The organism is Rhizobium pantanalense, from assembly GCF_030182525.1.
Lineage (GTDB): Bacteria > Pseudomonadota > Alphaproteobacteria > Rhizobiales > Rhizobiaceae > Rhizobium.
In genome coordinates this window covers 21,858-37,006 of sequence record NZ_JAQJCH010000022.1, presented here as the reverse complement: position 1 = coordinate 37,006, position 15,149 = coordinate 21,858, and the positions used below count along the sequence as shown (strand labels likewise).

Annotated in this window: 11 protein-coding genes and 1 pseudogene; 8 read left to right on the top strand and 4 right to left on the bottom strand. The window is 60.2% G+C overall.

The features are described from left to right. A partial coding sequence (locus PH558_RS33085; protein WP_285208439.1) for a beta strand repeat-containing protein occupies nucleotides 1–2,277 on the bottom strand: 2,277 nt, incomplete at its 3' end. A gap of 724 nt (nucleotides 2,278–3,001) precedes the next feature. Here PH558_RS33085 and PH558_RS33080 point away from each other — a divergent pair. Then, nucleotides 3,002–3,244 (top strand): annotated as a pseudogene (locus tag PH558_RS33080) (IS6 family transposase); the annotation flags it as partial. Nucleotides 3,245–3,510: 266 nt separating this feature from the next. On the opposite strand, the gene PH558_RS33075 reads toward PH558_RS33080, so the two are convergent. The 3 genes from PH558_RS33075 to PH558_RS33065 form a co-directional block, all read right to left on the bottom strand. Further along, nucleotides 3,511–5,313: an NAD(P)/FAD-dependent oxidoreductase gene (locus PH558_RS33075; RefSeq protein ID WP_285208438.1), complete on the bottom strand. Its 1,803-nt coding sequence runs from the start codon at nucleotides 5,311–5,313 to the stop codon at nucleotides 3,511–3,513. Between the two features lie 117 nt (nucleotides 5,314–5,430). Beyond that, entirely contained in the window at nucleotides 5,431–6,504 is a 1,074-nt protein-coding gene (locus tag PH558_RS33070) for a 2,3-butanediol dehydrogenase (protein WP_285208437.1), read from the bottom strand. Nucleotides 6,505–6,668: 164 nt separating this feature from the next. Beyond that, a complete protein-coding gene (locus PH558_RS33065; protein WP_285208436.1) occupies nucleotides 6,669–8,555 on the bottom strand; it encodes a sigma-54-dependent Fis family transcriptional regulator in 1,887 nt (628 codons plus the stop codon). 571 nt (nucleotides 8,556–9,126) lie between these two features. Between PH558_RS33065 and PH558_RS33060 the strand changes: the two genes are divergently transcribed. Genes PH558_RS33060 through PH558_RS33030 form a run of 7 tightly spaced genes read left to right on the top strand, consistent with a single transcriptional unit; the run spans nucleotide 9,127 to nucleotide 15,131 of the window. Next, a complete protein-coding gene (locus PH558_RS33060; RefSeq protein ID WP_285208435.1) occupies nucleotides 9,127–9,567 on the top strand; it encodes an acetyl-CoA carboxylase biotin carboxyl carrier protein in 441 nt (146 codons plus the stop codon). Next, nucleotides 9,567–10,958, top strand: a complete 1,392-nt coding sequence (gene accC / locus PH558_RS33055; protein ID WP_285208440.1) for an acetyl-CoA carboxylase biotin carboxylase subunit — start codon at nucleotides 9,567–9,569, stop codon at nucleotides 10,956–10,958. The genes PH558_RS33060 and accC overlap by 1 nt, the downstream gene beginning before the upstream one ends. After that, on the top strand, nucleotides 10,955–11,380 hold the full coding sequence (locus PH558_RS33050) for an acetyl-CoA carboxylase (RefSeq protein WP_285208434.1): 426 nt from the start codon (nucleotides 10,955–10,957) through the stop codon (nucleotides 11,378–11,380). Before accC ends, PH558_RS33050 begins: the two co-directional genes overlap by 4 nt. Then, a complete protein-coding gene (pxpB, locus tag PH558_RS33045; protein WP_285208433.1) occupies nucleotides 11,377–12,084 on the top strand; it encodes a 5-oxoprolinase subunit PxpB in 708 nt (235 codons plus the stop codon). Before PH558_RS33050 ends, pxpB begins: the two co-directional genes overlap by 4 nt. Further along, nucleotides 12,081–13,076 (top strand): 5-oxoprolinase subunit C family protein, encoded by a 996-nt coding sequence (locus tag PH558_RS33040; protein WP_285208432.1) that lies wholly within the window; start codon nucleotides 12,081–12,083, stop codon nucleotides 13,074–13,076. The genes pxpB and PH558_RS33040 overlap by 4 nt, the downstream gene beginning before the upstream one ends. 31 nt (nucleotides 13,077–13,107) lie before the next feature. Beyond that, the gene (locus PH558_RS33035) at nucleotides 13,108–13,875 is read left to right on the top strand and encodes a 5-oxoprolinase subunit PxpA (protein WP_285208431.1); all 768 of its coding nucleotides are present in this window, start codon (nucleotides 13,108–13,110) and stop codon (nucleotides 13,873–13,875) included. A 50-nt stretch (nucleotides 13,876–13,925) separates the two neighbouring features. Beyond that, nucleotides 13,926–15,131, top strand: a complete 1,206-nt coding sequence (locus tag PH558_RS33030) for a pyridoxal phosphate-dependent aminotransferase (RefSeq protein WP_285208430.1) — start codon at nucleotides 13,926–13,928, stop codon at nucleotides 15,129–15,131. Nucleotides 15,132–15,149 lie beyond the last annotated feature (18 nt).

Sequence of the window (15,149 nt, the reverse complement as noted above, 5' to 3'; positions counted from 1 at the left end):
AAGCGCTACGCCCGGCGGAAGGCTCCCGCTTGCGAGGCTAAAGGTATAGGAGCCGGTTCCGCCCGAGGCCGTCAATGTCTGGCTATAGGCGGTTCCGGCTGTACCCCCGGGCAGAGTTGCCGGGGTGATCGTGATCGTCGGGGCGCTGATCGTGATGCTATAGGCCTGCGAGCCGGTAAAGTGGTTGCTGTCTGTTGCGGTGATGGTGAAATTGAAAGGCCCTGCGGTCGTCGGCGTACCGATGAGAGTGCCGGTCGAGGAAAGCGCCACGCCCGCCGGAAGGTTCCCGCTTGCGAGGCTGTAGGTGTAGGGACCGGTTCCGCCCGAGGCTGTCAGCGTCTGGCTATAGGCAGTCCCGGCTGTGCCACCCGGCAGAGATGCCGGCGCGATCGTGATCGCTGGGGCGGCAACCACCAGCGTGTAGGCCTGTGCGCCTGTAAAGGGACCTGTGCCGGTGGAGCCGTCCCTTGCGACGATAGTGAAGCTGAAGTTCCCGGCGCTGATCGGCGTACCAGAAAGAACGCCAGTCGAGGAAAGCGCCACTCCTATCGGAAGCGAGCCGGTCGACAGCGAATAGGTGTAGGAGCCAGTACCGCCCGAGGCTGTCAGTGTCTGGCTATAGGCCGTTCCCGCCGTTACGGCTGACAGCGACGAAGGATTGATAGTGATCGTCGGCGCAGCAACGCTCAAACTATAGGCTCTTGAGCCGGTGAATGGCCCGATCCCGGTCGAGCTATCGGTCGCAGTAATTGTGAAATTGAACGTGCCGCCTGCCGTCGGCGTGCCAGTGAGTGCGCCTCCCGATGAGAGCGTCAGGCCTGCTGGAAGAGCGCCCGCTGTGACGGCAAAACTATAGGAACTGGTACCTCCTGACGCTGTAATGGTTTGACCGTAGCTGGCAGCAACGGTTGCGGAAGGGAGTGTGGTCGGCGCGACCGCAATCGTTGGCGCTGAAACCGTCAGGGTATAGGGCCTTGAGGTGTTAAAGGGGCCTGTACCCGTAGAACTGTCCGTTGCCGTGACAGTGAAATTGAAGTTGCCTCCTGCCGTCGGCGTGCCGGTGATTACACCTCCCGATGACAGTGTCAGGCCGTTCGGAAGCGAACCGGCCGTAACGGCAAAGCTATAGGAACTGGTGCCGCCGGATGCGGAGATGGTTTGATTGTAGCTGGCACCGACGGTGGCAGCCGTCAACGTCGCCGGCGAGATCGTGATCGTCGGCGCCGCAATGGTCAGGCTGTAAGCCTTCGAACCTGTGAATGGTGCGCCCGTGCCGGTGGAACTATCCCGCGCGGTGACCGTGAAGTTGAACGTGCCACCTGCTGTCGGCGTGCCGGAAAGCGTGCCTGAGGAGGAGAGCGTCAAGCCGGCTGGGAGAGCGCCCGATGTGACATTGAAATTATAGGAACCGGTGCCGCCCGATGCCGTGATAGTTTGGTTATAGGCAGTTCCGACCGTGCCTGCTGACAAGGAGGCCGGATTGACCGAAATCGTCGGCGCTGAAATGCTTAAAGTATAAGATCTCGAACCGTTGAACGGCCCGGACCCGGTTGAACTATCGGTCGCGGTAACCGTGAAAGTGAAGGAGCCTGCTGCCGTTGGCGTGCCGGAAATCACGCCAGTCGTCGCCGACAGACTCAGGCCGGTGGGCAGGGCACCTGTTGTAACCGCATAGGTGTAAGAGCTGGTGCCGCCGCTGGCGCTGACGGTCTGGCTATAAGCCGTTCCGACAGTACCCGAGGTGAGCGTCGCCGGCCCGAGGGTAATCGTCGGTGGACTGACCGTTATGGTCACCGTCGCCGGCGATGATGTGCCGGCCGCATTGGTTGCGGTGTAGGTGAAGCTATCCGGACCTGAATAACTTGCTGTCGGGGTATAGGTGATCGAGGTACCGTTGGCCGTGGCGGTTCCGTGAGACGCCTGCGTTCCGACAGCCACTGAGGAGGCGGCTCCTCCCGACAGGTTCAACGTAATCGTATTGGAAGTGCTGCCGTGGTTTACTGTTGCGCTGACCGGGCCGGCGGCAGGCGGTGTCAATCCCGCTGGCGCGATCGCAATATTTACTGTGAAGGGATGCGCGCTCGCATCGGCCAAGGTGAAGGTGTCTTGGGTCGCTCCGTCGCCGCTGTTCGTGTAGGTGAACGAGCCGGCAGCTGCGTTGTAGTTCGTTATCGTGCCGTGCTGTGGAAGAACTACGCTTGGATCGCCAATGGGATTGAGACCGACTGGATCGCACAGCGTGCCGATGTTGACGTTAAGCGTCCCGCCGGAAGTCATTGGGCTTGTCGACGGCGACGTATGAGAATCGGGGAAGTTGAGGGTAGTGCATGCTGCGTACGCCGCGTCCGGAGTTGCCAGCAGTAGACCAGTGCAGGATAGGGCAGCGAGCAGCACTATCCTGATCAGCAGTGCGCAAGCGCGCGCACCGAGGTCTATCGATTGCGTCGTTATTTTTGAGAGCTGCCTCGCGTTCCGCATTGCACGGTAGACTTGAATTTTCGCGAGAGCATTTTCCGATGCGAAACCGTTGTTCCCAGCGCAAGGTTTTCTTCCCGCGGTCCTGGTCGCCAGCTGTTCGACGCTTTTCATTTGCCCAACCCAAAGACCGAGCAAACCCCACCACGAAAAGCAGGAAATTGCTCTTGTGCTTGCCCGTCTGCATTGTGGCTGACGCCCCTCTACTCAATCGAAGTACTATATAAAGCAACCTGAAAGGCAATTTCACATACTCGAGAATCCCAAAGATTGATTCTTTTGGGACCATTATTCAATCAAATGTTGTAGATTAGCAACAACGCAGATTGTATAGAGGTAGCGTGGGTAATGTAAGGTTAAGTTGTTGAAGTACATGTACGACAAGGCGCGTGGCGGGTTCGTAACGTTAGCGAGCTCGGACTGCCATGTGCGATGTTCGGCCATGACCGACCGAAATTCCCTCTGTCGCCGCCATCGCTTTTCTGCCGAAATAATCAGTCATGCCGCAAGACGCGAGATCATGCCAGGTGTCGAACATCGTTCACACAAGGATCTAAATATTCAGGCCGAGAATTCCCATCAGCCAATCCGTCGACGACAGCGGATTATGAAGCGCTTCGAGTCACGCCGCCATTTTCAGCGATTTGTCTCCATCCATGATCCGATCGCCAGCTTGTTCCGCATTTCTCGCCACGACATTTCTTTCAGTCATCACCGCAAATTGCGCGCAGCGGCCATGAACATGTGGACGAAAATCGCACTGGCGTGACCAATGCACGCGCCAAACGTCACTGTCCTGCTTTTTCTCCGTTAATTTTACGATGCTCTTGGACTTCGAACTGGCAAAGCGATGGGAATGGCTGGTTCTCGCGTCATGGCTCACGGGATGATGGTGGGGATCGCCTCAGTCAAAGAAAGTCAACCTATTCAAAGCGATCGAATTAAAGCTTACGGGCGTTGGGTTCGCATCCCATCAAGAGCTAGGAAGCTTCCGGTTACAAAAGAGAGCGCCGGCCACGCCGGCGCTTTATGATCCTAGTATAGGTGTTGAGGTGTGGTCAGGCCGTAGGTGGGTGTGTCGATGCCCACCTGACGAGCTTTCAGCTGCAGCGACAGATATTGCGAGTAATGCCGTGACTGGTGCAGGTTGCCGCCGTGGAACCACAATGCTTCCTGCTGCGTCGGTTTCCACATGTTGCGCTGCTCGCCTTCCCAGGGGCCGGGGTCCTTGGTGGTGTTGGAGCCGAGACCCCAGCATTTCCCGACCTTGTCGGCCACATCGCGCGAGATGAGATCGGCGGCCCAGCCGTTCATCGAACCGTAGCCGGTGGCGTAGACCACCAGGTCCGCCGGCAGGTCCGTTCCGTCCTTAAGGACGACGGCGTTCTCCGTCAGATGCGAGACGTCGACGCCCGACTTCAGCTTGATCGAACCGTCGATGACCAGATCGCAGGCCCCGACGTCGATGTAATAGCCCGATCCTCTTCGCAGGTATTTCATGAACAGGCCCGAATCGTCGTCGCCAAAATCGAGCATAAAACCCGCGTTTTCGAGTGCTTTGTAGAACTCTGCATCCTTTTCCCGGATCTTGTTATAGATCGGAATCTGGAACTCGTGCATGATCCGGTAGGGCAGGGAGGCAAAGATCAGATCTGCCTTGCGCGTCGTCATGCCGCCCTGGACCGCCCGTTCGGAGTAGAGATCGCCGAGACCGATCTCCATCAGCGAATCTGACTTGACGATATGGGTGGACGAGCGCTGCAGCATGGTAACATCGGCGCCGGCTTCCCAAAGCGCTGCGCAGATATCGTGGGCCGAGTTGTTGGAACCGATGACGACCACCTTCTTGCCAGCATAGGCATCCGGTCCCGGATGCTGCGAGGAATGCTGCTGCTCGCCCTTGAAGACCTCCTGACCCGGGAACTTCGGTACATTAGCCTTGCCCGACATGCCCGTAGCCAACACCAGTTGCTTCGGCTTGAGCACCACTTCCTTGCCGTCGCGCTCGACGACCACCGTCCATTCGCCGATCGTCTCGTCGTATTGCGCGGATTTTGCCGTGGTCGAGCCCCAATAGTTCAGCTCCATGACCTTGGTGTACATTTCCAGCCAGTCGCCCACCTTATCCTTCGGGGTGAATACCGGCCAGTTTTCCGGGAAAGGTATGTAGGGAAGGTGATCGTACCAGACGGGGTCGTGTAGGCAGAGTGACTTGTAGCGCTTGCGCCAGCTGTCGCCGGGCCGCTCATTCTTCTCTATGATGATTGTCGGAACGCCGAGCTGGCGAAGGCGTGCGCCGAGCGCAATGCCGCCTTGGCCGCCGCCGATGATGACGACATAGGGCTGGGATGCGTAACCGAGTTCGACCGCCTCGCGTTCGCGCTTTTCCTTCCAGGTCATGCGATTTCTGTCATGGCCGTGCTCCGCCCCCATCGGGCGCCGGAAACCCTTTGGCTCCTCATGACCTTTCAGTTCGGTCATGGTGGTCAGAAGCGTCCAGATCAGGCCATCCTTCAGACGGATATGGCCGTAGCCGCGGGCAACCCCCGTTTCGAATTCGAACCAGCCTTCGGTGACGCTGCCCGCTTCGGAAGCGGCTTCCTTGGTATCCTGGACAAAGTTGGACGGCTTAGTGACGGTAAGCTGGCTGGAGAGCATGTCGCGAACCTGCTCGCGACCTTCGAGGGTCTTCAGGTTCCAGGTGAATGTCACCAGATCACGCCAGTAGCAATCCGCCTGAAATAGGTTGACGGCGGCATCGACGTCGCCATGCGCCAGCGCTTTTTCAAGCTTCGCAAGGGCCGTGTCGATCTTGGTTCCGGGGCTGATATCAAGCATGACTTCTCCTCCATGACTGCTTGTTAATGGTGGAACGCCCTTGCCGGGAATCCCTTCAAAGCGTCCAAGCCGCCACCTCCAGGGCTCCTCTCCCGGGACAGGCGTTGGCAGAGATGCTTATTTCGAAAGATCGATCAAGATCTTTAGATGGGTGCCAGCCGGGTCGAGCAGGGCGTCGAAGCCCTCCTTCACCGCCATGTCCAGCGTGATGCGCTTGGTAACGATCTTGGTCGCCGGCAGCAGGCCCGAGGCGATCAGACGGATAACGCGTGGCCAGTAATGCGTCGGATAGGCCCAGGAGCCCTTGATCTCGAGATCGCGGAATGTGACCTGGAACCAGTCGATCGGGTTCTCATGCGGATGCAAGCCCGTCTGGACGACGACCCCTTGCTTGCGCACGGCATCGACACAGGCCTTCAGCGCGTGTTCGTTGCCCACGCATTCGATCGCGACGTCGCAACCCACCTGGTCCTCGGTCTGGGCGCGGATGACATCGCCGACCTTGTCGCGCTTCGGATTGATCGTGATGACGTCGGGCAGCACCTTCTTGGCAAGCTCGAGCCTGGCGTCGTTAAGATCGGAGACGAACAGCTTGGTCGCGCCGGCCGCGCGCGCGGCCAGTAGCGTCAACATGCCAATCGGGCCGGCACCTGTGACGAGAACGCTGTTGCCGGCGGTGACGCCGCCGCGGTCGCAGGCATAGACGGCAACCGCCGTTGGTTCGACGAGTGCGGCCTCTTCATCGGTCATCTCGTCCGGGATCTTCTGGACGTTGTATTCGTTCACGAGAGCGGCTTCGGCCATGCCGCCGCCGTCCCAGCTGAGGCCCACCAGCGCCAGCTGCGTGCTCAGATGGAAAAGGCCACGGTCGGCGAAATAGTCGCCGGAGCGCGGCATGACGAGCGGCTGGATCGAGACGCGGTCGCCGACGGCAACCGAGGTCACACCTTCGCCGGTGGCTTCGACGACGCCACCGAATTCATGGCCAAGGACCTGCGGGCCGTGGGCGCCGGTAAAGGGATGAGGCTCGGTCGGAATGAAGATCGGGCCGTAGCTGTATTCGTGAAGATCAGTTCCGCAGATCCCGACGAAGCGGTTGCGAACGAGAACTTGGCCCGGCCCCGGCTTCTTCGGCTCCGGAATGTCTTCTAGCCGCAAGTCATTGGCGGCATGAAATCTGAGGGCGCGCATGTTTCCTCCTTAAGGCTGCTTTTCATGCCGTCAGGAGGAGCAACCCCTGTGCCAGTCGCTTCGACCGGCGCGCGGGCTGAAATCACAGCGCTTTCAGAGAGGGTGACGATGGATTGCGCCACAGCTGAGGCGCAACAGGTGTGGTGGATGCCGTAGTGAATGGCTCAGTGCGGGCGCTCTATGCCGAACCGTCTCATCCTGCGGTGAAGCGTTGTGCGATCGATACCGAGGCGACGGGCCGCTTCGGACACGTTACCCTTGCAATTCATCAAGACGGCGCGCAGGTCTGCCCCGGCGCTGCCGCCGGTGTGCACCGTGGCCGGCTGCGACAAGCGGTCCGGCAGGTCTCTGATCTCGATCACACTGTCGTCGCACAACGCTGCGGCAAAGGCGATGGCATTGTCGAGTTCGCGGAAATTGCCTGGCCAACGATGGTTGAGAAGCAGCTGTCTGGCCGCGCCGGACAACATCAAGGGTCTGTCCTTCGTCCTGTGTTTATCAAGCAGCCTCTCCAGAAGCCAGGGCAGGTCCTCGCGTTCGCAGAGCGGCTGTAGCGACAGAACGGCGGCGTTGAGTCGATAATAGAGGTCTTCGCGGAATCCGCCCGCCGCGACCATGTCGGCCAGCGAGCGATGCGAAGCGGAGACGACACGGAAATCGACCTTGCGTGCGACCGAGCCGCCGACCGGAAGCACCTCGCCCTCTGCGAGAACCCTGAGCAACCGGCTCTGGGCCGCATAGGGCATGTCGCCGATCTCATCGAGGAACAGCGTTCCGCCCTCGGCCCCCTCTATCAACCCCTTCCTCCCCTTGGCCAGCGCACCGGTAAAGGCCCCCGGGACGTAACCGAAAAGTTCGCTCTCGATCAACTGCTCTGGAATTGCGGCGCAATTGACCGCCATGAAGCGGCCAGAGAGCCCGCTCATCTCATGAATGATGCGGGCGAGATATTCCTTGCCGGTTCCAGTCTCACCCTGCAGCAGTATCGGCAGCCTGCTGGGTGCGAGCTTGATGACCTTGCGTCTGAGGCTGTCGACTGCCGGAACATTGCCGCCGAGCCTGTCGATCGCCGGCGACCGGTCGGGGGGGCGCACAGGCGGCACGCTGCCTGTGCGTTGCTGCGGTTCGATGGCGTGGGCAAAGAGCAGCGAGCCGTCGCGAACCGCGATCCGCCGTTCCTGGGGCAGGCTGGCACGGGTCAGCGAGGCTAGATCGTCAAGGCCCGCGTGGAAGAAGTCCGTAACCGGCTGTCCGATCAGGAGCTCGGGCGTGCGCCAGTCGAGACCCCGCGACGCGGCAAGAAGCCGGGCGCCGCCATGGGTCATGCCGGTGATGCGCCCCGCTCCGTCGACGGATATCGCCGCTTCCGGATCGACGTCGAGAAACTCCGGTGCGCCCGCAAAGCGCAGAACCAGATTATGCCGGCTGTTTGCCATGAGATTGGCAAGCTCGATCCTCCGCACGGTCGAGGACACGAGATGGCGCGCCATGTTCTGGCTGGCTTTCAGGATTGGCGAACTCAGCAGCGAAATGTCGAGAACGGCCGCCAGTGATCCTTGCGTGTCATAGATTGGCGCTGCGGTGCAGGACAGGGGCGTGTGGGTGATGTCAAAATGGTCGGTCTGATGAATCGTCAGAGCCTCGCCTGTGGCGATGCAGGCGCCCACCGCGCAGGTACCCGCACGCGGCTCGGACCATTCCGAACCGAGATAGAGACCGGCCTTTCGCAGATTGTTGTTGAAGGACGGGTCGCCCAGGAATTCGACGGTGACACCAAGCCGGTCCGACAGCAGCAGTACGTAATTCTGTTCGGCGATCTGCCGGTAGAGCCGTTCCAACCCAGAACGGGCGATGTGCACGAGATCCTCCGCCTGCTGGCGATGTTCTCGCAACCGGGTTTCGGAGACGATCACTGCCTCGCGCGCCTGCGCCGGATCGAGCCGGTAGGTGTCCAGGCACCGCCGCCAGGATTCTACGACGATAGCGTCCCGCCCTGTGTTACTTCCCTGCGCGACGCGCTCGATTTCTTGAATGTGATCCGCAAAATCCATCAATCACCGGCTCCTGAGGGCCGCCTCCTGTGATCTCCGATGTGATCATAGCCACAATTGCTCGGGGTGCCTAATACTCCGACGCATTAGTCCTGCGAAGGGCAAGATGATGAGTGCCGAGGTTCAATGACGGGCATCGCACATGGTTCCATAATTTACACTACGCCCGATCGGATGCCTAAGTCGTTGATAATGTGGGGTACGACACGAAAACAGTGGTTCGAATCCCCTCACATTAACGGATCCGATTTTGCTGACCCCAGGGTCGTGATCTCTAAAAGTGGCGGCGCAGTCTGAAAGTAGCGAATCACAAGGTCATATCCGTTCAACTGCAAATTCTCCAAAGCCGTCTTGCTTGGACCGTTGCACGCCTACGTGCAATTGAAAGCTCAGATCGGAAAGTTGTCGGAGGTGACTTTCATCCGGCTATCGCGTTGATTGAGCGGCGACGTCATCAAAAGTTCTTTTGACCCCATCGTCAGAGTGATCGTGTACGGAGGAAGTCAGCCAAACTCAGTCGTCATCCATTGAACCGGGCTGCGTGAGGTGTTCCGAAATACCGAGTTCCCGCATGGACCTGTCGAAGATAAAGACGCTGATCGATTTTGTTGGGCGATCCAACGTTACCGAGCTCTCGGTGACGGAAAAGGACGTCACGATCCGCATTTTCCGCGTGCCGCATCAGGGTGCCCCGATAGCTTCGGTGCAAGCGCCGCAGGGGGTGGCCGTCAGTTCCGTCGAGAACAGTCACGACACCTCGGCAAACGCCCGAGCCTCGATCATCTCCGTGACGGCGCCGATCTTCGGTGTTCTACATCGGGCGCCGGCACCCGGGCAGGAGCCGTTCGTAAAGATCGGCGACATGGTAGAGGAGGGGCAGACGCTCTTCATCATCGAAGCGATGAAGGTCTTCAACAAGATCGCAGCCCCGCAGGCCGGCCGCATCAGGCAGATCACCGAAATAGATGGCGGCGAAGTCGAGATGGGCGACATGCTCGCGGAGATCGCATGATGGCGGAAGCTCTCGAAAAGGCGTGCCTGTCGGACCGACGTTTCGATACGGTGCTAATTGCCAATCGCGGCGAAATTGCTGCGCGAATTCAGCGGGCGTGCCGCGAGCTCGGCTTGAAGACGGTCGCGATTTGCTCTGAAGCCGATAGGCAGGCACCTTACGGCAAGACCGCAGACACCTTTCTATGCATCGGTCCTGCGAACGCAGCTGGCAGTTATCTCAATCAAAATGCGATCCTCCTTGCGGCGCAACTGACCGGAGCGGGTGCGATCCACCCCGGCTATGGTTTTTTGGCCGAGAACGCAGCCTTTTCCGAAGCCGTCGAGAGAGCCTGCCTCGCATTCATTGGGCCGGACGCTTCCTCGATCGCGATCATGGGCGACAAGATATCGGCGAAACGGACAATGATTGCTGCCGGTGTGCCCTGCGTGCCCGGTCCCGATACTTCGCTTCCGGATGATCCGGCATCGGTCGAGCGGATCGCCCAGGAGATCGGCTATCCAGTGATCATCAAAGCCGCGGGCGGCGGAGGCGGCAGAGGGATGCGGGTGGTTCCGGATGCAAGCGAGCTCCGCGAAGCGATCGTCCTGACACGGGAAGAGGCTCGTCAGGCTTTCGGCTCTCCGGCACTCTATATGGAGAAGTTCCTCCAGCATCCGCGTCACATCGAAATTCAGGTGCTCTGCGATGCCAATGGCAATGCCGTCTGGCTCGGGCATCGCGATTGCTCAATGCAGCGCCGGCATCAGAAGGTCGTGGAAGAGGCCCCGGCGCCTGGGATCTCTTCGGAAGTGATCGAGCCCATCGGCCTGGCCTGCGTGGAAGCCTGCCGGCAGATCGGCTATCGCGGCGTCGGAACCTTCGAATTCCTTTACGAAAACGGCGCCTTCTACTTCATCGAAATGAACACGCGCCTGCAGGTCGAGCATCCCGTCACCGAGATGACCAGCGGGATCGATATCGTTCAGGCGCAGATAATGGTCGCCCAGGGCAATTCCCTCGAAATACGCCAGGATGATGTGGCATGTACCGGCCATTCCTTCGAATGCCGCATCAATGCCGAGGACCCCGAAAGTTTCCTGCCTTCGGCAGGCACGATCTCCGATCTGGCGCTGCCGGGAGGGCCGGGTATCCGGGTCGATACCCATATTCATGCCGGCTATCGCGTCTCGCCCTATTATGACTCGCTCATCGCCAAGTTGATCGTTCATGCGCCTACCCGGGCGGAAGCGATGACAAGAATGCGCGAGGCGCTTGCCGCCAGCCGGATAGACGGGATTTCCACCAACCTGCCATTGCTTTGCGCATTGTTCGGGGATGAAGGCTTTGCCCGCGGCGAGACGGATATCCACTATCTGGAGCAATGGCTTCAGCAGAGGAGAGCGGCATGAGTGCGATCGACTTTAGCGATCCTTCGACCATCGCGGCTCTGGCTGATGCGCTGACGGCGGCAGGCGTAGATGGCATAGAAATTTCGCGACCGGGCGGTAAGCTACGCATCATCGTCTCGAAGGCTGCGGGCGCCCAAATCAAGCTGACAGGAAATGCGCAGCCCGAGCCGGCGATACCGATGGCGATCATCAAAGCGCCAATGGCGGGTCACTTCTATCCATTGCATCCTTCGGATTCCGATGCAGCCGAGCGTCTGCCTCGCAGGGTCTCAAACCGGGATGTGATCGGCTTTATCCGCATTAGTTCCGTTCTGCTTCCCATTCCCGCCGGCAGATCCGGTTCGCTGGCCAGGCAATTGGTGGAGCCCGAAACCCTGGTCGGATTCGGTGATCCCCTGTTCGAAATCGAGCCGCTGCCATGATTGCTACGTCGAACGCCATCACCTCGTCGCGCGAAATCGTTCCCGCCGCCAAGGGCCGGGCACGGATTTCCTGCATCGGCACGCGATCTTTCTTGCTGGAAGCGCCGGGCGAATTCGATTTGCCCGCGCAGCGATGGATCTGGGCTTTGGCGCGGACGGTGAGGGGCTGGACCGATATAGCGGAAGTAATCCCCGGGATGACCAATCTCCTGGCGATCCTCAAGGAGACGCCGGAGGACCCCGATCTGGTCACGCTCCGGCTTCTTGAGGCATGGAACAACGCCGAGAGCCTGGACCTCGCGGGAAAAGTCATCGAGATCCCGGTTCACTATGGTGGCGCCTATGCAATCGATCTTCCCGCCATCTGCGACTTTTGCGGCTTGAGCGACCGTGAGGTCGTGCGCATCCACTATGAGGCGAGTTACCGCGTATTTGCCTTGGGAAGCGCCCCCGGTTTCGGTTACCTGCACGGGCTCGATCCGCGCATATACATGCCCCGCAAGACCGTTCCCTCGCTCAGGATGGAGAAGGGCAGCGTGACGATCGGCGGAATGCAGACAGGCGTTGCGATGCTGACGGGTCCGAATGGATGGAATTCGCTCGGCCACGCGGAACTGCAGATGTTCGATCCGACCTCCGCGATGCCGGCTTTGATGGCGCCCGGCGATATCGTCCGCTTTCTGCCGGCAAGGATCGAGCTATGATCGAGATTATCGAAACCGGCCCATTCAACACGATCCAGGATCTCGGCCGCCCCGGCTATCGCGACATCGGCGTCACGGCCAGCGGCGCGATGGACTCTCTTGCGGTGAAGATCGGCAATATCCTTGTTGGCAACGACGACGATGCGGCTGCAATAGAGGTTCAGACCTTTCCGTTCAAACTGCGGTTCGCGGCCCATGCTGTCTTTGCCGTCACAGGTGCAGATGGCAATCCTGTGCTGGATGGCCAGGAACTGCTTCCATGGTGCGCCTATGTCGCCGAGCCGGGCCAGATCCTGGAGCTGCGGCAGCCGCCGAGGCTGGCCCGCGCCTATATCGTGTTCGGCGGAGGGCTGGATGTGCCGGTCCTGATGGGATCGCGGAGCACCGCACTGCGCGGCGGATTTGGCGGAAATGCCGGTCGGCCGCTGATCAAGGGTGACCGAATTGAATTCGGTCCACCATCGGATGCGCTCCCCTTGCCGGCGAGCGGTCTCGCGGTGGTCGAGCCGACCGTGGTGCTAAATGATGTCTTTCCGGCCTCGGTCGATGGCGTGCTACCCATCCGCGCGATCGTCGCCGGCGAACATGAGCTGTTTGCCGGCGATGGCGAGGCTTTCTGGAGCCAGGTCTGGCGTATATCGTCGAGCAGCGACCGCACCGGCTATCGCCTGTCCGGCGAACCGATCAAACCGACGGCGACAGTCGAGATGCGCTCGCATGGCGTCGTGTCAGGCGTGATCCAGGTCCCGCCCGGCGGCGAGCCAATCATTCAGATGAGCGATGCCAATACCGCGGGTGGCTATCCGAAGATTGCCGGCGTCATCGAATGCGATCTGTGGCGGCTCGGCCAGGCCCGGATCGGCACCCGGCTCCGCTTCGTCCGCTCGACGCATGCGGAGGCGCGCGCGGTTGAACAGGCCGTGGCCCGCTACGTCGAGGATATCAGGCGGACGTCGCAGATGGTCAAGCGTGCTTTGAAGGCGATGGCCTGACGGCAATTTCAACGATCAAGGGGAGGAAGCGGTGAAGATCGATCTGAATTCCGACATGGGCGAAGGTTTTGGTCCCTATCGGCTATGCGATGACGAAGCGATGATGAAGATCGTCTCATCGGCCAACATCGCCTGCGGTTTTCATGGCGGTGACCCGGAGACGATGGCGCGCATGGTTCGTCTCGCCAAGGAGAATGGCGTGGGCATCGGCGCGCATCCGGGCCTGCCGGATCGCGCCGGCTTCGGTCGCCGCGAGATGCCGTTCCAGCCGGACGAGCTTCGGCAGCAGATGCTCTATCAGCTGGGCGCATTGACCGCCATCGCCAGGAGCGAAGGCATGACCGTCGGACATTTCAGCTTTCATGCGGCCATGGGCAATATGGTCAATCGCGATCCAGCGCTCGCCGATCTGATGATGAATGCCATTGCCGTGGTCGATCCGCGCCTCGTTGTGTTTGTGACGCATGATAGCGAAATCGAAAGAGCGGCAAAACGCGCGAAACTCAAGACACTTGCGCTGTTCCTGGCCGACCGCGCCTATGATGCCAGCGGCGCGCTCGTTTCCCGCGGTCTGCCGGGCGCGCTGGTCAAGGACGAAGCTTCGGTACGGGCGCGAGTACGCCGTTTCCTCGCCGATGGAACCGTCGAGGCAATCGACGGCACCGCACTCGAAATCCCGGCAAGATCGATCCTCGTCCACTCCGATACGCCCGGTTCGCTGGAGCTTGCTCAAATTATCCGCAGCGAAATCGAGGCCTCCGGAACCGTGCTCGCGCCCACGGCTGAGCTTGCATCCTGATTGCCCCGGCCACCCACCAAGTTTTTCATTTCCATCGAAAGAACACACCAATGCCCTCCACAGCCGATCGCCTGAAGAATGTTTCCATCTCCGCTTCCGCCGCCATGACCCAACGCGCCCGCGAACTTGCCGCCAAAGGCATCAAGGTCGTCAGCCTTTCATCCGGGGAGCCGGATTTCTCGACACCGGCCCATGCGGTCGAGGCAGCGCATGCTGCCGCACTCGGCGGCAATACCAAATATCCGCCGATGGACGGCACGCCGGCGCTGAAGGCCGCGATCAGCCGAAAATTCAAGCGCGATAACAATCTCGAATACGATTCAAGCCAGATCGTCGTTTCCGGCGGCGGCAAGCAGGTGATCTTCAATGCGATGCTGGCCACCTGCAATCCAGGCGACGAGGTCGTCATTCCTACGCCGTCCTGGGTCAGCTACGCCGACATCGTCAAGTTTGCCGGCGGCGTCCCGGTCGCTGTCCCCTGCTTCGAGCAGGCCGGGTTCAAGCTGCGTCCCGAAGATCTCGAGGCGGCGATCACGCCGCGCACAAAATGGCTAATTCTAAACTTCCCGAACAACCCGACGGGTGCTGCCTGCTCGCGCGCGGAAATGGCAGCGATTGCACAAGTCATGCTGCGCCATCCGGACGTCTGGATCCTGACCGACGATATCTACGAACATCTGGTCTATGATGGTTTCGAATTCTGCACGATCGCCGATGCGGAACCGAGGCTCTACGACCGGGTCCTGACCATGAACGGCGTCTCCAAGGCCTACGCGATGACCGGCTGGCGCTTGGGATATTGCGCCAGCGGATCGAAGGAGCTGATTGCAGCCATCAGCAACGTCAACGGCCAGAACGGCGGCGGCATCGCGACTGTCACGCAGGCGGCGGCAATCGCAGCGCTGGACGGTCCGCAGGATCTCCTGAAAGAGCGGGCGGCAATCTACAGAGAAAGACGCGACTTCGTCCTCGATCAACTGTCGAAGGTCGATGGGCTGCGCTGCCACAAGCCGGAAGGTGCCTTCTACATCTATCCCAACATGTCCGGCCTGATCGGCAAGAGCACCAGGGCCGGACGCAAGATCGAGACGGATGTCGATTTCGTCATGGCGCTGGTCGATGAGCACCATGTGGCAACAGTGCAGGGCTCCGCCTATGGCATGAGCCCCTATTTCCGCATCTCCTACGCGACAAGCATGGAAAAGCTTGGCGAGGGCTGCGCCCGTATCGCTGAATTCTGCCGCGATATGCGCTGACCGATGATTCCACACGCC

Coding starts and splice junctions, on each gene's coding strand:
- PH558_RS33075 (WP_285208438.1), bottom strand. CDS start 5,313: ATGCTTGATATCAGCCCCGGAACCAAGATCGACACGGCCCTTGCGAAG.
- PH558_RS33070 (WP_285208437.1), bottom strand. CDS start 6,504: ATGCGCGCCCTCAGATTTCATGCCGCCAATGACTTGCGGCTAGAAGAC.
- PH558_RS33065 (WP_285208436.1), bottom strand. CDS start 8,555: ATGGATTTTGCGGATCACATTCAAGAAATCGAGCGCGTCGCGCAGGGA.
- PH558_RS33060 (WP_285208435.1), top strand. CDS start 9,127: ATGGACCTGTCGAAGATAAAGACGCTGATCGATTTTGTTGGGCGATCC.
- accC (WP_285208440.1), top strand. CDS start 9,567: ATGGCGGAAGCTCTCGAAAAGGCGTGCCTGTCGGACCGACGTTTCGAT.
- PH558_RS33050 (WP_285208434.1), top strand. CDS start 10,955: ATGAGTGCGATCGACTTTAGCGATCCTTCGACCATCGCGGCTCTGGCT.
- pxpB (WP_285208433.1), top strand. CDS start 11,377: ATGATTGCTACGTCGAACGCCATCACCTCGTCGCGCGAAATCGTTCCC.
- PH558_RS33040 (WP_285208432.1), top strand. CDS start 12,081: ATGATCGAGATTATCGAAACCGGCCCATTCAACACGATCCAGGATCTC.
- PH558_RS33030 (WP_285208430.1), top strand. CDS start 13,926: ATGCCCTCCACAGCCGATCGCCTGAAGAATGTTTCCATCTCCGCTTCC.